This is a genomic window from Stenotrophomonas sp. KH_052, assembly GCF_057838755.1.
The window spans coordinates 1,360,959-1,380,547 of record NZ_CM174475.1 but is presented as its reverse complement, the minus strand read 5'-3'; the positions used below and the strand labels follow the sequence as shown (position 1 = coordinate 1,380,547).

Annotated in this window: 15 protein-coding genes; 5 read left to right on the top strand and 10 right to left on the bottom strand. The window is 62.1% G+C overall.

Annotation, left to right across the window (positions count from 1 at the left end; translation table 11 throughout):
• Window position 1 precedes the first annotated feature (1 nt).
• The 3 genes from AC3ITW_RS06340 (at window position 2) to AC3ITW_RS06330 (ending at window position 3,522) form a co-directional block, all read left to right on the top strand.
• Entirely contained in the window at window positions 2-1,696 is a 1,695-nt protein-coding gene (locus tag AC3ITW_RS06340; RefSeq protein ID WP_162792545.1) for a YadA-like family protein, read from the top strand.
• A gap of 131 nt (window positions 1,697-1,827) precedes the next feature.
• Complete coding sequence (locus tag AC3ITW_RS06335; RefSeq protein ID WP_099470569.1) at window positions 1,828-2,298, top strand: GIY-YIG nuclease family protein; 471 nt, start codon at window positions 1,828-1,830, stop codon at window positions 2,296-2,298.
• Between the two features lie 117 nt (window positions 2,299-2,415).
• The gene (locus tag AC3ITW_RS06330) at window positions 2,416-3,522 is read left to right on the top strand and encodes a hypothetical protein (RefSeq protein WP_162792544.1); all 1,107 of its coding nucleotides are present in this window, start codon (window positions 2,416-2,418) and stop codon (window positions 3,520-3,522) included.
• A gap of 3 nt (window positions 3,523-3,525) precedes the next feature.
• Here AC3ITW_RS06330 and mobF read toward each other — a convergent pair whose 3' ends face one another.
• The 10 genes from mobF to AC3ITW_RS06280 form a co-directional block, all read right to left on the bottom strand.
• Window positions 3,526-6,549: a MobF family relaxase gene (mobF, locus tag AC3ITW_RS06325; protein WP_114618617.1), complete on the bottom strand. Its 3,024-nt coding sequence runs from the start codon at window positions 6,547-6,549 to the stop codon at window positions 3,526-3,528.
• 62 nt (window positions 6,550-6,611) lie between these two features.
• Complete coding sequence (locus AC3ITW_RS06320) at window positions 6,612-8,348, bottom strand: type IV secretion system DNA-binding domain-containing protein (RefSeq protein WP_235648848.1); 1,737 nt, start codon at window positions 8,346-8,348, stop codon at window positions 6,612-6,614.
• A gap of 151 nt (window positions 8,349-8,499) precedes the next feature.
• A complete protein-coding gene (locus AC3ITW_RS06315) occupies window positions 8,500-9,972 on the bottom strand; it encodes an ankyrin repeat domain-containing protein (RefSeq protein WP_162792543.1) in 1,473 nt (490 codons plus the stop codon).
• Between the two features lie 195 nt (window positions 9,973-10,167).
• Window positions 10,168-10,290 (bottom strand): hypothetical protein, encoded by a 123-nt coding sequence (locus tag AC3ITW_RS06310; protein WP_255313069.1) that lies wholly within the window; start codon window positions 10,288-10,290, stop codon window positions 10,168-10,170.
• 269 nt (window positions 10,291-10,559) lie between these two features.
• Window positions 10,560-11,090 carry a hypothetical protein gene (locus tag AC3ITW_RS06305; RefSeq protein ID WP_489390154.1) on the bottom strand — a complete coding sequence of 177 codons (531 nt, stop codon included), beginning with the start codon at window positions 11,088-11,090 and terminating at the stop codon, window positions 10,560-10,562.
• Window positions 11,091-11,175: 85 nt separating this feature from the next.
• Window positions 11,176-14,199: a TraM recognition domain-containing protein gene (locus tag AC3ITW_RS06300; RefSeq protein ID WP_235645984.1), complete on the bottom strand. Its 3,024-nt coding sequence runs from the start codon at window positions 14,197-14,199 to the stop codon at window positions 11,176-11,178.
• 2 nt (window positions 14,200-14,201) lie between these two features.
• Window positions 14,202-14,696 carry a hypothetical protein gene (locus AC3ITW_RS06295; protein WP_197593388.1) on the bottom strand — a complete coding sequence of 165 codons (495 nt, stop codon included), beginning with the start codon at window positions 14,694-14,696 and terminating at the stop codon, window positions 14,202-14,204.
• 64 nt (window positions 14,697-14,760) lie between these two features.
• Complete coding sequence (locus AC3ITW_RS06290; RefSeq protein WP_114618612.1) at window positions 14,761-15,927, bottom strand: hypothetical protein; 1,167 nt, start codon at window positions 15,925-15,927, stop codon at window positions 14,761-14,763.
• 66 nt (window positions 15,928-15,993) lie between these two features.
• The gene (locus AC3ITW_RS06285; protein WP_489390153.1) at window positions 15,994-16,602 is read right to left on the bottom strand and encodes a hypothetical protein; all 609 of its coding nucleotides are present in this window, start codon (window positions 16,600-16,602) and stop codon (window positions 15,994-15,996) included.
• 34 nt (window positions 16,603-16,636) lie between these two features.
• Window positions 16,637-17,062, bottom strand: coding sequence for a hypothetical protein (locus tag AC3ITW_RS06280; protein ID WP_489390152.1), 426 nt, complete (start codon window positions 17,060-17,062; stop codon window positions 16,637-16,639).
• 993 nt (window positions 17,063-18,055) lie between these two features.
• On the opposite strand from AC3ITW_RS06280, the gene AC3ITW_RS06275 reads away from it, so the two are divergent.
• Both AC3ITW_RS06275 and AC3ITW_RS06270 read left to right on the top strand, forming a co-directional pair.
• Window positions 18,056-19,114, top strand: a complete 1,059-nt coding sequence (locus tag AC3ITW_RS06275; RefSeq protein WP_489390151.1) for a hypothetical protein — start codon at window positions 18,056-18,058, stop codon at window positions 19,112-19,114.
• 41 nt (window positions 19,115-19,155) lie between these two features.
• The gene (locus AC3ITW_RS06270; protein ID WP_180862704.1) at window positions 19,156-19,587 is read left to right on the top strand and encodes a hypothetical protein; all 432 of its coding nucleotides are present in this window, start codon (window positions 19,156-19,158) and stop codon (window positions 19,585-19,587) included.
• Window positions 19,588-19,589 lie beyond the last annotated feature (2 nt).

Below are 19,589 nucleotides of genomic sequence, written 5' to 3'. Positions count from 1 at the left end.
CATGGCTTCGCTTCGCATTTCGATTTTGACGGCTTTGATGGGGGGCGCGTTGTTTTCCTCACCATCGTTTGCTCAAACCGCCACGGGGACCGGGGCCACGGCTTCGGACCCCAACTCGACGGCGACCGGGGAATACGCCCAAGCCTTAGCCCCGAATGCCACTGCAACGGGGGCCTATGCCAATGCCTCCGGGAACGGGGCCGTCGCCACCGGTGTTCAAGCCAACGCCTCTGCAGACAACGCAGTGGCGTCGGGCACGAATGCCCAAGCGTCCGGCGCGAACTCCATTGCGATGGGCCAAGCCGCGAATGCCACGGCGGTGAACGCCGTTGCGGTAGGCACGCTGAGCTACGCCGGGGGCGAAGCGGCCATGGCCCTAGGAGCGCAATCCGCGGCTACCGGCGTCCATTCCTTGGCGGCTGGTGTCCAGTCACAAGCCAGCGGGGACCTCTCGTTGTCGCTGGGCTACTTCAGCCGGTCGCGAGGCAACTCGTCGTTGGCTCAGGGCACCTTGGCAGAAGCCAACGCGGATCATGCAGTCGCCATTGGCTCCTCCACGGTCGCCGACGCGCGCCAGTCTGTCGCACTGGGCGCCGGGGCAGAAGCACGAGCGCAAGATTGCGTCGCCCTGGGCTCCCATAGCCGATGCTGGGCCAGCGACGAAGTCAGCGTGGGATCCACTTCTGAGGACGGAGGCCAGAGCACCCGCCGAATCACCAACGTCCGCGCCGGCACCTCGGACACCGACGTCGCAAACCTCGGACAGGTCCGTCAGGCGGCCCAAGCGCTGGGCGGCGGTGCCACGTTCGTCAACGGCAACTTTGTCGCGCCCATCTTTCAGTTCCGTAGTGGAGCCACCTACAACACTGTCGAGGCCGCTATGGATGATCTTGATGGTCGCTTGACTGTCCAAGAGCAGAATCCAGGCGGTGGCTCGGGCACGCCAGGCCCGCGTGGCGCAGATGGGTTGAGCGCTTACGAGGTGGCGTTGGCCAACGGCTTCCAAGGCAATGAACAAGTTTGGCTGGCAAGCCTGAAAGGGGAGCCAGGGGAACAAGGGCCTGCCGGCAACGATGGGGTGGATGGAACCGCCGGCAACGGCACGGGCGGCTCGACCGTCACGGCGGGCACCAACACCACCGTGACCGACAACGCCGATGGCACCCAGACCGTGGGCGTGGCGGACAACGTTCAGCTCTCCCAGAGCGGTTCGGTGAGCGCTGGATCGGTCACCATGAGCAGTTCGGGCTTCACCGTGGCCAACGGGGCGTCAGTGACCACCGCAGGCGTCAACGCGGGCAACCAGCGCGTGACCAACGTGGCTCCGGGGCGCATCGAGCGCGATTCGACGGATGCTGTGAACGGTTCGCAGATCTACGAAATGCAGCAGGTGTGGAATGACCGCTGGGTCGATACGGACCGCCGTTTGCGGCACCAGGATCGCCGGATCAACGGTTTGAGCGCCCAACTGGGAGCGATGAGCCAGATGGCCACCGCTGCGGCGCAGAACGGGGGCACGGCCGTTGGCCAGGTGAACCTGAACGTGGGCGTGGGATTCTCGGGGGGCAGTGCTGCAATGGCCGTGGGCTGGGGTGCTCGGGTGTCTGAGCGCACCAGTATTTCTGCTGGCCTGTCCTTTGGCTCTGGCAACAAGCCGGTGGCCGGCTTCGGGTTGAGCATCAACTTGGGGCGCTAAACGATTGCGTGGTGGAAAAGGAGGTGATCGTATCTCGGCAAGGGCCCTTCGGGGCCCTTGTTCGTGCCATGGCTTGACGAATCGGTTCTTTCTTTTATGGGTATGTAGGTATACCCATCGATGGAGGACCCTTGAACTGGAAACGCAATCAGAAATACCTGCCCCGCCCACGCCATCTCTACGGGTTGTTCTTTGACAACGGGTGCTGCTACGTGGGGCAGACCGTCGATTTAAAGCAACGCGAGCAGCAGCACCGCAGTGCTCGTGGGGGCTGGCAGGGACGCCGATTCTCGTTCGTCCCGCTGTCGAGCATGACGGGCACCCAGGCCGATGCTGAGGCTCACGAATACGCGTGGCGCTACAAGGCCTTTCAGCATGGCTGGCGAATCTATAGCAAGCCGCCTGGCCTCATCATCCGCAATCCGCGTCGCCGCACCACGGGTTACATAAAGTCCTTGGCTGCCGGCTACACCTGGCCCGGTGCTGCACCCACGCCGGCTCGGGGAGTGGGCGGGAGTCCGGGGTGGATTGTGTTCAAGTGGTGGTTTATCTACCCCGGGATCCTCTGCCTGGTCCTGCTCGCACTGGGCCTGGGTCGTTGAGCCGACAACTCAAATGAGAACGGATCGTATCGCCTAAAACGCGCCTAAGGAAATGGGTTGCGCGCCTATGAACCGTGCCCTACATATACTGCCCTCAGGGACAACATGGGGGCTTCAATGACACTGCAACATGGATGGCAGGCTTGCCGAAACTGCCACGCTTCCGACAGCGATTTGCGCGTTGAGGGGCGATGGCATCTCCGCGCCAATCCCGGCTATTGGGGCACCAGCGAACCCAAGGTCTTGGTGCTGGGGTTCTCCAAGGGCGCCACCCAGATCTCCGCGTCTCAATCCGGCAGCTTTGATGGGGTCGCCTTCGCCCGCATGCGCCCTCGCTTGCGCCAGGTGCTCGATGCGCTGGGCATCGACCTGGGAACGGAAACGGTTGACCAAGCGCTCTCGGCGTCGAGCCGTTGGCTGGGTGCGGCTTCCCTGATTCGCTGTGGCCTCTCGTTGGACATCGACGGCAAGCTGACCACCAGCGGCACCATCATGCCCAAGGCGGTCTCCGCGGCATTCACCCGGCAAGTCATGCGCTCCTGCGTGGAGCAGCACTTGAGCCCGCTGCCTGCCAGCGTCGAAAGGGTCGTGATGCTCGGGACCACGGATGCCTACATCAAGGGCGTCAAAGCCCTGATGCGCAACCAGTTCGCCGACTACCAGGACATCAACGAGGTGGCCTTCACTGCGCAGGGCCGAGTCTGGGTCTTCGCCGCGCATCCGAGCCCCTCCAACGCTGAGTTCAAGCACTGGCTGGGCGGGGACATGGGTTCGACGTCGGGGCGAAAGCTGCAGCTGGCAGTCCAAGCCCTTGGTTCAAGGCCCGTGGCGCCTACTGCACTCGCATCGGTCATTGCCGTCGCCAAGGCCGCTCGCCCCGCCGCCTCTTCGACTCCCCCCCCAGCACCAGTTTCCAAGGACCGCGTTCCGATGACCAGCACCACCGATGACCGCTTTGCCCAGACCTTCCACCTGGTTCGCGGTGATGGGAAGAAAGTCGTCCCCGTCATGATGAAGAACAAGGACACGGGACGCGTGGCTTTCCGCTTGGCAAAGCAAGGGAACACCAAGGACGTTACGCTTGAGATCACCGACGAGGCAGACCTCCTTCGCAAGTGCGAAAGCGGCCTCTACCAAGTCCGGGTGCAACCACTGGACAAATCGTCCCCTCCAAGCTTTGTCCGCCCGCAGCTCAAGCACCGCATCGTGAAAGGCCGCGCCTGACGGCTACTGCCCAAAGCCCTGCCGCTGGCGGGGCTGTTGGGTCGGCCACTGGACTCTGGGCGTCGGTTGTAGAGCCTTCTGGCGCCGAGCCTGCTTGAACACTTCCAGCAGTTGGCGGGCCTTGCGCTCCGCTTCGCTTATTTTGGCTTGGGCCACCCTCTCCTGTTTCTGTTCCTGGCGTTCCTTTAGCAGCGCGTCGAGCTTGCCTTGGATGCCCGTTCGCTGAGAGGCTGGACGTTGAGTGGTGGGACGTGCAGCTGCCCCAGGGGGCTGGACAACCGGCCGTTGCGGATCGTCTTTCAGTCCCGCGTCCAGCACGGTCTCTTTGAGGCGTTCCAGCCCCAGACGTTCGTTCAACCGCTCCACGTCATCGGACGTCGCATACATGCGGTAGGAACCCTTCGTGAGTCGGGTGTAGGCCACCAGGGCGCTGTGGGCGTCGAGCATGCCCAGGTTCGCCAGGTGGTAGACCTCCCGCTTGCCTTGGCCCTGGCTCTTGTGAACCGTCCCGGCATAGGAATGCGTCAGTGCTTTCATTTCAAAGCTGTTGAACGTCAATCGCCGGCCATCGGCCTTGGTCTCCGAGCGAATGGAAACGCTGATGTCGTAGCCGCCCGCCCTTGAGGGCTTGATGTTCTCCACCACGGCCTGCGTGCCATTGATGACCCCCAGGTCCTTGTTCTTCGCGGTGAAGACGATCTGATCGCCTTTCGACAAGGCCAAGTCGAACTTGCGCCCCTTGTCCCGGGCCTCGATCACCACCTCTTCCTGGTCCAGCTTTCCACGCTCTTTCAACCCAGCCCGGATGCCCGCATTGAGCGCGGCCACGTCTGCACGGGTGTGGGCGATGACCAACTTCTCCTGCATCGGGGTTGGGTCTTCGAAGTATTCGTGCAGCAAGCGCTCGCGGGCGTCCTTCTCCGTGGCCGTTTCGCGGATGGTGTCGAGCAACCGGGCCTTGATTTCGTTGCCCTTGTCGAGGGTCTGCGCCCGGGAACGGCTGGCCTTTTTCAGATCGATGATCTGGCCGCTTTCGTCCGTGGCGTAGAACGACAACGCGGTTTCTCGGTCTTCCTGTTTGCCCTGGCGTCGGATCTCCGTGAGTTTGGCATCACCCACCGCGCTCTTGGTCAACTGAAAGCCGGACCCAGCTCCGATGGGCTGAAGCTGTTCCACGTCGCCCTGCATGATGACCTTCGCCCCCGCCTTGGCGGCGTAGCTGAAAAGCTTGTGGGTGTTGCGCGCATCGACCATGCCTGCCTCATCCACCACAATGACGTCCGTCTTGCGGAACTGCATCTTTCTTTTGTCCAGGTCATGGAGCATCTGCGCCATGCTCACGCTGGACATGCCGCTTTCCGCCTCCAGCTTCTCGGCCGCGGCGTTGGAAACGCAGACGCCCAGCAACTCGAATCCTTGGGTTGCGTAAGCTGCCCGAAAACACTCACTGATCGTCGTTTTACCGGTTCCGGCGAGCCCAGAAAGATTGACCACGCCCCCGCTGCCCTGGGTGATGTGGTCCAACGCGTGGCGCTGCTCCTGGGAGAGTTGAAGGCCCTTGGCCTTCTCGTAGTCTTTCACCACCCGGTCCACGTCGGCCTGGGGCACGTGGTGATGGGTTTCCTTGGCTCGCTCAATCGCGAAGGCCACCACCTCCTGCTCGATCTGGAGCATCCACGGGGCGCAGTAGCGCTCCTGGGTATGCCGCCTTGCCAGCGAGTCGCCCTTGTCGTCGTCGTGCAGGCGCATGGGGTTGACCAGCACCAGGCCGTGCTCCTTCTTGAACGCTTCAACCAAGCCGTAGAGCTCTGGCACGGTCACGCTGCCGGAGTATTCCTGGCCCAAGACCTCCAAGAGGTTGTGGTCGCAGAAGATGGCGTCGGTCTCATGGAGCCGCTCCAGCAGTTCTGCCGGGGATTTTTGCTCCATTTCGTGCGCGTTGCCCTTGGCCTGCTTCAGGCTTTCCGTGGATACGTCGAAGCCTTTCAGCGTGTCCTGCCAGTGCGCGATGAGCTCCTGATAAGGCGGCTCGTCCTTGTCTTTGCGCGTGGCCAACGTGGCCTGCTGATTAGACACGTTGTGCTTGGCCGCGTAAGCGAGGATTTCCTTGCGGCGGTTGCCATAGCGATCCGTCACCTCCTCGTCCAGGCCCGCGATCCGCGCGTAGACGCGCCCGGTTTCCTGGCCGTCGTCGTCCAGTTCACGGATGCGGTCCACCCCATAGCCCAGCGCCTTCATGCCCTGGTAGAGCTCGGTCTTGTAGACCTCATCCATGGCTTTGCGGTAGCGGTAGATTTCTTCAGCAGAGAGGCTGGCCTCTTTGCCGTCGTTGCCCAAGGAAAGGTTGTAGAGCAGGTTGTGGGTGTGGAGGTTCGGGCCCATCTCCCCGGTCGCTTCGTCGGCTCGGGCGGCGTAGTGGTGGTGGGAGCTCCAGATCAAGCCCCCCTCCCCTACCCCAATGACGTCTTTCCCGGCCTTGTTGCGCCGGGTTTCGGACATGGCTTCGAAGGCTTCCATCGCCCGCTGGACCGCGTTGCGGTGCGCGGCATGGATGGCCTCTTGCTCTGCCGGATCGGACGCCAGTGCAAACGCCACGGAGATATCCAGCGGTGCGCTGATTGTCAGGTCAAAGCCGATGCGATGCCCACCGGCCAGATACGTGACCACCTTGCCGTCTTTGTCGCGCAACGGGGCCTTGCCGGTCTTATCAAAGCGGACTTTGACCTGTCCGCGATCCCCGGCTCCGTGGCATAGCGCTCGACCGGTCTTGGGGTCAAATCCATCCGTCAGCGGAATCATCAGCTCTTCCGTGGCGCGGACGCCTGCCAGACCCAGGTGCTGGGCCAAGCCGCCGAAGAACTTCGATTGCGCCTCTTTGCTCGGCGCGGAGCGGCTGTAGTAACCCACGGCCATGCTTGCCTGCTCGGCTTCTTCAGAGAGCTTTTCCTGGGCCAAGAGGTAGTAAATCGACGCAGAACCACCCTTGGTTCCCCCGGCGTTTCGCTTCAGCAGTGTGGTGTTGATCATGAGTTCTCCAGGTCCTGGCTATCCCTTCAGATCTACCAAAACCCTGCGACTCCACAACCCCACTACTTGCGGAAGATGGCTTCCAGCTCGTCGTCTGAAACGGCGCGGAGCTTCGGCGGCGTGGCACCGCGTTTTTGCAGCTCCGCGGCGGCCTGGTCGGCGGTCATCTTCAACACGCGCTGGACCTCTGCGGCGCTCTGCGCGTCACTCTGTGGCATGGGTTTTTGCTCCACTGGGCGAGCGCCCTGCTTCGTCCACCTCGCCCGCTTCTGCCCCTCTCGAACCTTCGGATAACTCACACCCGGCCAGTCCAGCAACAACAAATCGCCCGTGGTCTGCACGATGGCCCGGATGCCCCAACGTTCTTTGCCGTAAGCCTTCCCTTTGCGGAAGCCCAGATCGTCCGTGAGGCGCCCTGGCGGAACAACGGATTTCGACTCCTCGTGGACGGTCGCCTTGTCGTCATGCGTGCGCCAAGCCACGGTGCGCTTGCCCAGGTTCCGGGAGATTCTCTCCCGGGTCTCGCCCACCTGGAGCTGACACACGATGTGTGTGCCGACCAACCCAGAAAACGCCTGAGCCGTCTTGTCACCGTAGACCTTCTCGACTTGGCTCCAGTCCTGCACGGCCATGCAGGCCACCACGCCTTTCGACCTGCCCAGGGCCAGCAACGGCTCGATGTTGAGCTTGCCGGCGGAAGTGAGCTCATCGAAGAAGAACCCCAGGAATCGCCCGGCTTCGTCATCTGGCAGCGAGGGGCCGATGATTTCCGGCACCGCGCAGTTGATCATGGCGGAGATGTAGGCCTTGGTTAGCACCTCGTCTGGGCCCGATTGAACGATGACCTGCTTCCGACCCTCATAGGAATCTTTGATCCAGTCGAGCATCGAGAACATGCGGTCCGGCTTGCGCTCCGGCCACGCCAAGGCCAGGCGCTCGATGACCGCGGTGCCGTTGGCGAGCACGGCCATGCAGCTCGATGTGGTGTTGCTGTCGGGATTGGAGATGAGCGCGGCGGCGCGGGGATAGTGGATTGAAAGCGCTTGGGACATGGGTCCGGCTGGGCGGGCAACCAACGCGGCCAACTCTGCCCACCCCCAGCTCTTGCCCTTCGTGGCCTGGAGTTCGCGCACGCACCCTTCCAGCAAGGCTTGCGCCGCAGACGCCCAGAATGCGCCGCTGCCCTCCTCCGGGGGGATGATGCTTTGGGACAACGCGGCGGCCTGGGTTTGCGTCGCCACGTCACGGCCCACGTCCCAGATCCAACTGCGTTTGTCGAAGGGGCAGACGATGACCGGGTGCTTAAAAATGGACGTAAAGTCCCCTTTGATGTCGTAGATGAAACTTTTCTTTTTGAGACGGACCGTTTGCTCCAGCAGGTGCTTGAGGATGACGCTCTTACCGCTGCCCACGCTGCCGTAGATGAACATGTGCCGGGCCAGCAGCTTCTTGCTTGCGATCCAGTCGGGATGCAGCGACAAGGCATGCAGCTCGTCTTCCTGCTCTTTCTTCGTGAGCGAACGACGCCGGGCTTCAGTCAGGGCCTCTTTCCCCTGTAGCAGTTGAGCGCCGGACACATGCCAGGTATTTGAGCGCGGGATTAACCCCCGACGCGTCACCCAAGCCGACGCCCACCCGGCCAAGCAAGCGGCGACGCCGACCCGTGCCAACGTGCCAAACGTGGCCTGCTCCTTGGCCACCTCCCAGAATGCGGCGGCAGGCTCTCGGAATGAGATCGTGCCGGTGGCAAGGTTGCCCAGCGCTGCCAGGCTGCCAGTGAGGGCCTGGTTGAAGTTCATGAGCGTGTGACTGCTGGGCACCTGCCAGCCCAACCAAAGCGCTGCTGGGAAGACCAGACCAGCCACACACGCCCCAGACAGCAGGGCCCGGGGCCAATAGCGGACGGCCCGACTTGGTTCGATGCTCGACGGGACCGTCCAGCTCCAGCAGTCATAAATCGTGGACTTGCTCACGTGCCTTCTCCCGGTGAGCGTCGCCCGGCTTGCGCCCCTCCCGATCCAACTGCCCCGGGTCCGCGCCTGCGGCCATGAGCTCCAGGCAAACGCGGGCCTGCTTCCATTGCGCAGCGAGATGCAGTGGGGCCTGGCCGAAGTGATTCACCTGCGAGGGATCAGCTTGGACTTCCAGAAGCCGGCGGACGATGACGTGACTTTCGGAACGCACGGCTTGGTGAAGCGGACGGTCGCCCATCGCGTCGGGCTGGTTAGGGTCAGCCCCCAGGTGCAGCGCTGCGTCCACCACCTCGGGCGCGTTCAACGAAATGCCTTCTTCCAGCCACGTTTGCGAAGGGACGTTGAACGTCAGCTCGGGATGGAACGCGTGCGCGGACGCCAGAAGTTCCGCCACATGGAAGCGGGCGAGTTGGGGTCCGTGGGCGTCGATGAGCTTCAGTTCCAATGCTTCCGCTTGCTCAGGCGTAGCTCCGTAACGCTCCATCAGTCCTGCCGGGTAGTTTTGGACCGAGCGCTGCATGCCCAGCGCGACGTAGGTCTGGGCCACCCGGTGGCCTTCAGCCATGCTCAACGTCGTCTGCCCATTGGGTGCCGTGAGCGCGGGGTCGGCTCCATGCTCCAGCAACCGACGAACGATGGCCCCCTCGCCCTGGCGCGCGGCCAGGTGGATGGGCATCAATCCTCGGGCATTGGGGCAGTTCGGATCGGCGCCCATCGCCAGGCAAGCATTGACCGCGGCCAAGTTGCCCAGGGTGCTGTTTTCGCAAAGCCAGGTCTGAAACGGTGCGCCGTAGAGCCCCGGGTGTTCGCAGTGCTGGTGCGCGGCGGCGATGACCTCGCTTCCGTGCATCGTGGAGAGCGTTCCGCCCAGGGTTTGGATGAGGTGTTGCTCGGTGGCCTTGGCCTGCTCTTCCGGGACCTCGTAGCGCTGGAGAAGTCCGGCGATGTCCAGTTGGGGAAGCGCCGGGGCCTCCTGCGGCAACTCGGGCTGGGCACGCAGGAGCTGGAGCTGGTCAGCGGCGGCTCGGTTGGCTTGGACTTCTGCGATGGATTGCTGGAGCTGGGCCAGCAGGCCGGCGCGCTCGTCGCTGGGGAGGTTGAGGTAAGCCGGAGCAAGCCGGGTGTGGCCCAACACGCCCGCGTGGATTGTGACGTCCAGTTGCGAGGGGGTGATGCCGGGCTCGACGTGAACCTTGGTTCCTCCAGCTCGGTTGCCCAGCTCCAGGGAAATGCGGTTGGAGAAACGGCTGGGGGTCAGCACCCAGTCAAAACCCGCGTCGGTCTGGGTGTCCAACCCGAAAACCTGGGCCTCTCGGCAGAACCGCGTGGCCAGGTCCAACACTTCCCGCGCATCGGCGGCAGCGGCGGCCTCGTGATGCTTCCCGTAGAACTGGGCCAGCGTCAGGGGGTGGAGGATGGGATGAAGCAACGGCTCGTGGGGACGATTCAAGAAATCGCCCCCACCTGGGTTGCCTGCTGGGTTGTCGTGTTGGGGTTCCATCCCCTTTGCATACCGTCTTTTTCGGTTTTGGCAATCAGCAAGCGATCTTGAGGATGAAAGCCGCGCCAACCAAAACCCCGGTTTGTAGGAAAAGCGAAACGGTGTGCAGATCCATCTGCTCCAAATCCCCCCTCAACCAGGCCATCAAGCCAGCAACCCTGCCACGTTGGCGGCCACGTAGCTCACCACCGAAAACGAAAGCAAGGTGATCAGCAGGTTCCCCACGTTGTCCACGGCGAACTCGTAAGCATCGGCAAAAATATACATAAGGGCCTCCCCCGGTTGTGTTTGACTGATTACAGTCAACCACATCCCATAAAACTGGCAACCCTAAAAATCTCGATTGATCGACACTTTTGATGTTTAGTCAAACCTTTTTTCTCTCTTCCCCAGATGATCAACCCCCACCCCGCTTCTTGCTTTGAGCCGCTTTTTCCGTTTGCTTTTATGGGTAGATCGATCCACTCACAAACAAGGGAACGTGCCCAACAAAAAGGGCCCCGAAGGGCCCTGGATGCGACACGGGGAATGGACCGTCATTGACGGTAGATGTTCTTCTGGACTTGGGCCTCGTGCTTGTCCCAGTCGAAGCCCGCCTCATAGCCCTTCATGAAGTCCGCTTCCTTCTTCGCGCTGGCGGCGTAGTGCGCGTAGCCCAACTTACCAGGCCCCATGGTTTGCTGCCGCTGGGCCGCAGTCAGCATGGGGATGTTTTCCTCCAAGGATTGCCCTCCGTCCTTCTGCTGGCGCTTCTGTCGCCATTCGTCCACGGTGCTGAACACCACTTGGGCGTGCTTGTCTTTGGGCGCGTCTTCAGCGCGCTGCTGCACCTGTGCGTGCAACCGCTCACGCGCGTCGGTGATCTCGTCGGGCTTGGCTTGCTTGGCCCAGTCCAACACGGCTTGTTGCTTCTCCTGGATATCGGCCTGGTCCTTCGCCAGAGACTGGTCGAAGGCTGCTTTCTTCTGCGGTTGGTGGTCGTTTGGACGCTCTCCGGCCAGCTTGGCTCGCCGTTTATCGCGAGCGCCCAGCAGGTCGTTCAAGGCATCGAGGTGGGTATTGCTCATAAAGTCCTCCTTCAAGGAAATGGGTGGTTGGGTCAGCATTGATCGATTTTGGAAAAGGGCAAGGGTTGCCTTGCCCTTTTGGGGCTCAGTCGTTGGGCATCATCTCGGCCAAGTCCGTGCGGCTCACGCCTGCCCGGCAGAGCGAGACAATCGCATTGCCACGTGCAGCGGTCAGGGCCGGGTATTCCTCTTCCAGGAAGAGCGGCAGGACCTCCCGCTTGCCCCCTGTGGGCATGTCGATGTCCCGTGCCAGCTCCTCTTGGCCCACCGTGTCTTCAGCCCCGACGCGCCATTTGCGCCCCGTCGCCGGATCCACGCGAAGCGCGCTCAAGCGGCCTGCGCCCTGCATCAGCATTTGCTCGTAGGCCGCTGCGTAGGGGTGGTTCGGATCGTTGAGAACGCTGTGGCGGAAGTTGGTCAAGCCACCCGAGAAATCGATGCCACGCGTCGGCTCCTTGAAGGTGGTCAACTGAGCCTTGCCCAGCCGCTTCATCAAGTAGTTGCGTGTGACAAACGAGTGGTTGAGCGCGATGACCGATTGCATGGTGTTGGCCAGCAAATCGGCTTCGTTCTCCGACCCGTAGGTGTTGATAAGGCTGTCGTGGCCCTGCACCGCGATCACCGGCATCAACCCCAGGCTTCGGGAGGTGCTGAAGAGCAGCACGTCGTCCGAAGTCAGCAGCAAATGCGCCTCGTCCATCATCAGCAGCACGTCGGTTTGGCCCGGCAGCATTTCGCGCCACTTGTCGCCGTGCGCCCCGCGTGCCCGAATGCCGTTCATGACACGCTGCTTGAGCAACCGCTGCATCATGTCGCCCGCTTCGCCGAACTGGGTGGGGGGCAGGAACAAGCCCACGAACTTCCCGTAAAGCGCCTGAGAGACGTCCACTTCCCCACGTTCGACGGAATGCCACGGGATGTCATCTGCCGTCCGGAGCTTTTCACCCCGAAGCAGTTTTTCGATGAGCCCCCGCGAGTTCAACGTGAAGGACTGGCGCTGCTCTTTATGCATTGCAGGAACGCCCAGCAATGCCCATTCCAGCGAGCTTTGCAGCTGGGACATGGGACGCAGCAAGTCGGGATGGACGGTCTCGGACCGGGTGGCCAAGCGGTTGTGGTAGTCCCGGGAGTAGGCGGCATAGGCCTCCCGCTCTTCGTCAGTGCTAGACGTATCCGGGCGCTCCAACCCCAACCAGTTCACCAACTCCAGCACGCGAGCGCTGGCAATCTCCCCGCCACGCGGCGTCGGCACCACCTGCTCAACCATCGCCAACAGCTTGGCATGGTGGAATGGGGTGTAGAACCAGTTCCGGGAAGCCTCCGCCACAATCGCGTAAGTGCCCATTTGCTCTTCCACGCGAGCCAGCGCCGCTTCCAGGTCTTCCAACCCCAAGCCACGCTTCTCCAACTCCTCCCGCTCCAGCAGCATAATCAACCGGGCGTGCTCCAACCCTTCCAGCTTGGCGATGCAGAAGTCTCGGTAGGCCTGCTCGTGCTCGCATGCGGCCTTCAGGATGATGCCGGTGTGGAAGAGGAACGCGTCGCCGCCGTCGCTCCAGAGCTTGGACTTCTCATCGACCTTGCCACCGGTCGCGCCGCGAAGGGCCTTGGTGATTTGGTCGGGCTCCAGGCCCTCGTAGGGGGCCACCGACATGCCTGCGCGCACGACGATATCAAACGCGTCCTTGCCCAAATCGGAGATGATCGCGCCGTCCTTCGCGTCGAGGATGAGTGCTCCCCCCCCGCTGCGCTTCGCATCAAGAACGGTCTCGCCCGCGGCGCTCCCCTTCAGTTCATTCCGCAGTCCTACGGCCAATGCGGACTCGCGATAGCGACGGGCCAACGGCCGCAGCACGCTGAAGGACTTGCCGGAACCGATACGCCCGTAGACGATCAGGCCTTGGGTCAGGTCGCGCCAGGACAGCATCATCACCGTGCCCTTGTCCGGCGCAAAGCCATGGCCGCGGTCGTTCAGGTGACCAGACGCTCGACCCACCTTCAAAAGCGGGGTGTTGTCGCGCAACGCTTCGGCAGCCTGCTGCTCGCGGGCCTTCACGTGGGACTTGGACAGGGCACCCTGGGTCGCCAGGTTGTTATCCATGTTCTGCAGGTAGAGGCGAGCGGCCGTTTGAACGAAGTTGCCTTCCGTGAACTGCAAGGCATACATGGCCGCGATCACAAACGCCACGGCCACGCCCATCCCGTCCGGGAGAAGGGAGCCAATCCCCACCAGGGCCAAGATCACCACCATCCACTTCATCATCTGAATGAAGCGCTCGGCGGTTCCGCCCAGCACACCCCGGTGGGGATGCGAGGCCGCACTCAGGAAGGCCGCGAACAACAGCAGGCCAGGAATGGTCAAGATCAGAAGAACGATGCCCGCCATTTTGGCAAAGCCCGCGGCGACCGCCATCATCTCCGCTAACTTGCTCATGGGGTCAGCCGCTGTTTGCTGGACCTGCTCGATGCTGGCGGCGTCCACATGGAGCGCGGACGACAACGCCGCCGAGGCGGTTGCAATCAGCACGGGCAGCACCATCAGGGCCAGGCCCTTGAAGGCTTCCTTCATCCCTTCCGCTTGCTTCAACGCAACAAAGTAAGGAATCGCGGCCAGCAGCACCACGTAACTAAAAGCGCCAATGAGCGAGCCCAAGAAGTATTGAACCGCACCGATCAGCGGGAAGGCCAGATACATCAGCGAGGTTGCAGTGCTGTCGCCGCCCAGCGCCATGTCGTCCCCCAGCACGAAGCCTTCGGCACGACGTCCTTCCTTGGTGATGATCATGCGGGCCTGGGTGTTGCGCAGATCCTCCGGAACCTTCGGCCACCACGGATGGAACCGATCCAGATCCAGTTCTTCGGGCACAACCAGTGCCATCTCTTTCTCGTCGAAAACCGCGCCCGCTTGGACCGCCATATCTACATCCTCTGGGGGAACGTCCAGCACGCGGCTCTTCACGCGGTCGCTCACGTCAAAGCGCCCGACCAAGTTTTCGTAGCGGTCATTGCCGTCCAGAATGATTTGCTCCAGCGTGCTCGACGCTTGATCGTCCTTCTTGAACAGCTTGCGGCCAATACCGACCGTCCAATCCATCAGCGATAGCAACATGCTCAGTGCCTCCCGTTGTTGTTGTTGTTGGTTTGAGATAGCGCCTGACACGCCACGATTTCCTGAGGCGTGATGGTGCCGCTCGTCCATTTCTTTTTGCACTCGTTCAACGACAACGAGGGCGCGAGTTGGATCGCCGCCGGCGAAGGGCGTGTTCCTTTCACTTTGTTGACGACCAATGCCCCAAAGCAAAGGGCCACGCACGCGGCGGAGGTGACAAGAAAGCCGGCTTTGGACACATGTTTTTCGCTGGCGTGCCGAACCTGGCTGGCGCGCAGGGCGTCCATCCTCCAGGCATCAAAGTCCTCATCGTTTGCCACCGGCATCTTCCGGTCCGCCCGCAGGTAGTAATACGAGGTCAGAACGTTTTCCCTGCAATCGGAGAGCCCAAAGCTTTCTGGGTTACCAATGAAGAAGCGCCCATGCAGGTTGAGCCACTTCGATCCGAAGTGGAGCTTTCCGGGCTTTCGATACTGCGTAAACAACCACCCAAACATTTTTCCTCCCATCTTTCATGGATACACATTCTTTCTAGCAAGGCTTTCGATAAGCGCAAGCTCTTCACTTGATCTTTTTTGCCCAAGCGTCGATATCGCTGTTGGCTTGGTCCTGCCAATCGTTTTTCGGCTCGGGTTTAGCAACAGTTTTCGGGACCGGCTTAGGCTTGGGTTTCGCCACGGGCTTTGCAGCCGGTTTCGAAACCGGCACCGGCTTTGACGCTGGGGCGCCTGCCGGGGTCTGGGCCTTAGGTGGCTCTGCCAGCACCGGGGCTTCCACAACCGGGGCAGCGACCGCGGCCTTCTCTTCCACCGGGGCAGGCACGGGCTTGGGCTCCTCAACCTGGGGTGGCGCGGATACAACCGGAGCAACTGGCACGGCGACGGGGGCCGGGGCAGTCACTGCTGCAGCCGGTTTGTCTTGGAGCGGAACGGTTTCGCTGGAGCGGTGAGTGGTCCACCACGCCAACGCCCCACCCAGCACCAGGACGACCACGCCCGCACCAGCCAGAAGTTGCCAGCCCTTCTGGTTGCTGGCCTTCGCCGACGCCTCACCGGCCGGATTGGCCTTGGGGGCTTCCGGTTTCACCGGGGCCCGGGTCGACGTCGCCTTGGGGGCCGGTGCCGGGGCTTGAGCCGGCTTGCTCGGTTCGGGGTTCGAAACAGACGGGACCACCAGCTCGACAGGCGCTGGAGCGGCAGGCGTTGCGTCCACGGCTTCACTGACTGCAGGCGTAGGAACACTGACCGGCTCCACGGCGACCGGCGCGGGGCCTGCTTCTGGTTCTGGTGTCGGCTCGGGAACCACCTCCTCAACAACCGGCTCGGGCGCTTCGGGAGCGGAATCGGTTTGAACGGGCTCGGGCTCAACCACCCGCGGCTCGGGCTGGGCAGTCGCTTCTTGCTCGGCCAACGCCTGGGCGCGCTCGACTTCCAGGCGTGCGTTCTCTGCGGCTTCGGCTTCCCTGCGTGCCTTGGCCTCTTCCGCACGACGGGCCAACGCTTCTTGCGCCTCTCGCCCCTTCTCAGCGGCGACCGAGGCCGCTTGCTTGGTTTTGTCTGCCAAGGCTTTGCCAAAACTTGCAGCCAGCCGGCCTGCGGTTTTCAAGTTTTCTTTTGTCGCATCGCTGACGAGCTTCTCCGCGTCCGTGGGCGCGGTGGTCTTGGCTTGTGCTGCTTTGGCGAGCAGCTCGCGCTGCTTGCGTTGTTTGATGAGTTCTTCGGGTGTCATGGTTCCTCCCAGGCGCTTGAAAAAGATTTGAGCCAGGGGGTTTTCGCCCCCCAGCTCTCGGTTGGCTTAGCGAACGTCGGGGATCGGCGAAACCGTGATGGCGTAATCGCCCCGGCCGCACTGGTCATCGACCGTGGCGTTCTGAAGCGCACCGCGCTTTGCCAGCTCAACGACCGGCACCTGGCACACGGCGGTGTCCGCACCGCTGAAGCTGACCGTCAGCTTTTCTTTGCTGGCCTTCAGCAACGCGGCCAGCTTGTCCAGCGTGGCAGCGGTCTTGGCGCTGACCGGTTGCATGTCAGCGGCCGGGTAACGGATGACCAGCTTGTCCAGGGCTTCGGCCTGGCCGTCCTTGGTTTCGACGGTCTTGGTATGCACCTGAGCATCCAGGCCAGCTGCCTTGGCTTCGGCTTCCAGTTCGCGGAACTCCTTGAGCTGGGCTTGATAGGACGCAATGCCTCCGACAATCGCCCCAGCAGCGCACACCGTCAGGGCCTTGTCTTTCTTGCCGGTCAGCAGGGCGATGCCTGCACCGGCGGCGCAGCCAATCCCGCCCGCCTTGAACAGGCGCAGCTTGTTGGTCTTTTGGGGTTCGGGCTGGGTGCTGTCCTGGGCAAATGAAAGCCCCGGAGCCAGCAACGCGGCGATGGTGAGAGTGAGGATGAAACGCTTCATGGGTATGCCTCCTTATGAGGTAGTGGGGAAAGGGTTAGAGTTTTGGAGGCAGGAACGCCGAGGTAGCAGCAGAATCTCGACTGGGTTCGGCAGCCGGTTGCTTGGAGAGGGTTTCGGCGTCGGGTTCTTGCTGCGCCAGGAACTGGGAAAACGCTTGAAGGGTTTTCACCACCAGCTCCTCGTTTGCCTGGAGCGCGGCGGTCTGCTCTGCCCGCATATCAGCGAGCGCGCCTTCAAGGGCAAGGGCATTTCGGGTCTCGGAGTCGCGGACCGTTGCTCGGATGTCGCGCAACGCATCGGACGCTTCCAGCCCCTGCACCACGCCCCGGTTTTTCTCCAGGACCGCCAGGCGCAAATACTTGTTCAAGGAAACGCCTTGCTCTTTCGCGCAATACCGCGCGCTCTCCAGCTCATCGGGAGCGATGTTGAAAGACTTGGTTGGAAGCGACGGACGACCCACTTAACCCCCTGCATTGAAAATCCATACCCAATGGATTAGCAGGAGTTTTTGGAAGCGCAAGGGGGCTAAGCCGATTTTCTTCTGTTTTGCTGGGGTTCCGGCCATTTTTCAGCCGATCTTTTGGCTAGGTTGTTAGCCAAGTCTTAGAACAAGGCGCAGCAAGGCTTGGACGGGTAGAAACGCTGCGCGTTTCTAGCCAAGCTGGAACCCATCGGGGGTGCGACTTGTGTATGGCCTACTCACTTCACCCTTCGGACAACCCTGAACGGTGAATGGGCAGCCAACATCTTCCCCCGCAGTCCCTCCCCAGTTTTCGCTCCCCTGCTCTTGCCCTTCCGCTTTTCCCCGGTAGAAGTTAAGGAAAGCCCCAATCCTCAACCCAACCGGAGACCCCTATGCCCCTCGCCCCCGCCACGCCCCGCCGCTCAAAAAAGTTTTCACCACCCCCCGCAGCCTCCCTCCCCCCCCAGCCAGCTCCCCACCTCCGCACCGACTCTGCACCCCCTGTCTCAGAAATCGGGGACCGCCGTTTTCCCCACTCCCGCGCCCTGCCCCAGTTCGTTTTAGTCAAGCGGAGGCCAGCATGGGACCCCGTGAGTGGCTGGGTTCATTCACGCTGCCGGGGTGTTCGGAAAGCTTTGCCTCCATCGGTTTTAGTCAACTCTGCTCGGGGGTTGTGGAGCTTGAGTGCTGGGGTTCTTGCGCTCGGTTCATATACCTTGAAAGCATTGTCCCCATCCGTTTTAGTCAAGCGTGATGCCCTCGCTTCCGTTCGCTCCACCCCGGTATTCGATCAGCGGCTGGGGGATGAGTGCTGGTCTGGGAATGGATTGGATGAGCGGGTTCTAGGTTTTGGATCGGCGGTTTCTGGGGAGGTTCGACAGGCTCGGCAAGGCGTTTTAGTCAAATCTTTTTCAGGCTCCTGCAACGCCCCACTGCCCCCGTTCCGCGATCCGGTTGCTGGGCCTGCGTTGAACGACTGGGGGGTGTTCCGTGCTTGAGCTGACCCCCTTCTTGGATGCCATTGCCCGAGCCGATGCCCCGCTGGAAGGCAAGGCCAACGGCTGGCAATGCAAAGCTGTTTTGGCCGAGTTCGGCAACGCCTGCGCCTTCTGCTCCACTCCGCTGGACCTGGCCTCTCCCAAGTCCTGGACGGCTACGCCACTGGTGCCCGCTCAACTGGGCGGCCCCGCTGGCGTGGTGGAAAACTGGGTGCCTGCCTGCCGTCCCTGCGCTGCTGCCAAGGGCCTGCGCGATGTCGTGAGCTGGTCGGACTGGCAAGCGTCGGCGGACCCTGACCGGGTGGCCTTGCTGCTGGAGCGTCGGCGCTCTGCGTTGCTGTATGCAGAGAACCACTTCACCCCGTTGAGCCCTCACTCCAAGCGTGAGCGCGTGATGGCCCACCTAGGCTCTCGTTTCGACAAGCCCCGCTTCCGGGTCTATGCCTGGTCGGGTGAGGTAGATGGGGAGCGCGTGTGCTTGGTGGGCTGGAGCACCCGGTCAGGCGATGCCCTGGCACTGAGTGAGGCCCTGCTGGCGTTACGACTAAGGGACGGGGGCGAGGTGCTGTCAGAGGGCCAGACGACCCTTCTGCGGCTTCCGGTGGACGCGTTCCTGGGGGCCGTGTGGGCGCTCATTGAGGCCCATGGGATCGTCGTGCCGCTTGAGGTGCCGGGCGATGGCCAGGTGGACGATGACGACTGGCGGGAGTGCTGGCGCCACCGTGTGATGGACCCGGTGAGCAACCACAAGCGCGTCCCGATGACCGGCGGTCCGGCCCTGCCTCATGCCCCCCGCGTGCTGTCCACGAACCCGGATTCGGTTCGCCGGCTGGCCCAGCTGCAGGCCGCCAAGCGTGCTGACCGGGTGGAGGAAGCCGAGCTGATGTATCGGGAAGCGATGGCTAGGAAGAGCAAATACCTGGAGCGGGTGAAGCGCGGGTTGGAGGCTCCGATGCCGCTGGACGAATACCGGGCGTGGGGGGATGAGGTGAGGCAGTTAGGAGTGGACTGGGCGCGCCTGGAGAACGAGAGCTTGACGCGGGGCGCGTAACGCGCCACAAATAACTACCAACACAAGGCAAGGGATTGCAGATGCAGTTAGAAAAACTTATTCACCTCAGCAAGTTTGAGCTTTCTTTGATGTATGTCAGAGAGATGAGCGAGCACGTCGATGTCGCTCCACTGCTGGCGAAGCCAAACTGGGCTCGCGCCGTATCAGATCCCGCTTCCGTTGCTACGATGGAGTGGAAAGATTTCAACCGCCTACGCAACGGTGCCTACCGAGTCATCTCGAAGCATCTGAAAGAGGCTTCTGAAATCGGCGACAAGATCCGAGACCTAGTCTGCAATCGACTAAAAATCTGCAACAAACTGGGCTTACCTGTCATCGTCTTGGCCAGAGAGGTCGCAGATGCGCTCAAAGATGCCTTTGGAGAAGCAACCGCAAACATCATCACTGCCTTGCTTATTTCCCACGTATCCCTAAGCCTTTTCTGCAAATGTCATTCGAAAGGACACTCCTAGAC

Excerpts from the sequence above, each read along its gene's own strand:
- AC3ITW_RS06340 (WP_162792545.1), top strand. The coding sequence starts at position 2 with ATGGCTTCGCTTCGCATTTCGATTTTGACGGCTTTGATGGGGGGCGCG.
- AC3ITW_RS06330 (WP_162792544.1), top strand. The coding sequence starts at position 2,416 with ATGACACTGCAACATGGATGGCAGGCTTGCCGAAACTGCCACGCTTCC.
- mobF (WP_114618617.1), bottom strand. The coding sequence starts at position 6,549 with ATGATCAACACCACACTGCTGAAGCGAAACGCCGGGGGAACCAAGGGT.
- AC3ITW_RS06320 (WP_235648848.1), bottom strand. The coding sequence starts at position 8,348 with ATGAACTTCAACCAGGCCCTCACTGGCAGCCTGGCAGCGCTGGGCAAC.
- AC3ITW_RS06310 (WP_255313069.1), bottom strand. The coding sequence starts at position 10,290 with ATGTATATTTTTGCCGATGCTTACGAGTTCGCCGTGGACAACGTGGGG.
- AC3ITW_RS06305 (WP_489390154.1), bottom strand. The coding sequence starts at position 11,090 with ATGAGCAATACCCACCTCGATGCCTTGAACGACCTGCTGGGCGCTCGC.
- AC3ITW_RS06300 (WP_235645984.1), bottom strand. The coding sequence starts at position 14,199 with ATGTTGCTATCGCTGATGGATTGGACGGTCGGTATTGGCCGCAAGCTG.
- AC3ITW_RS06295 (WP_197593388.1), bottom strand. The coding sequence starts at position 14,696 with ATGTTTGGGTGGTTGTTTACGCAGTATCGAAAGCCCGGAAAGCTCCAC.
- AC3ITW_RS06290 (WP_114618612.1), bottom strand. The coding sequence starts at position 15,927 with ATGACACCCGAAGAACTCATCAAACAACGCAAGCAGCGCGAGCTGCTC.
- AC3ITW_RS06285 (WP_489390153.1), bottom strand. The coding sequence starts at position 16,602 with ATGAAGCGTTTCATCCTCACTCTCACCATCGCCGCGTTGCTGGCTCCG.
- AC3ITW_RS06270 (WP_180862704.1), top strand. The coding sequence starts at position 19,156 with ATGCAGTTAGAAAAACTTATTCACCTCAGCAAGTTTGAGCTTTCTTTG.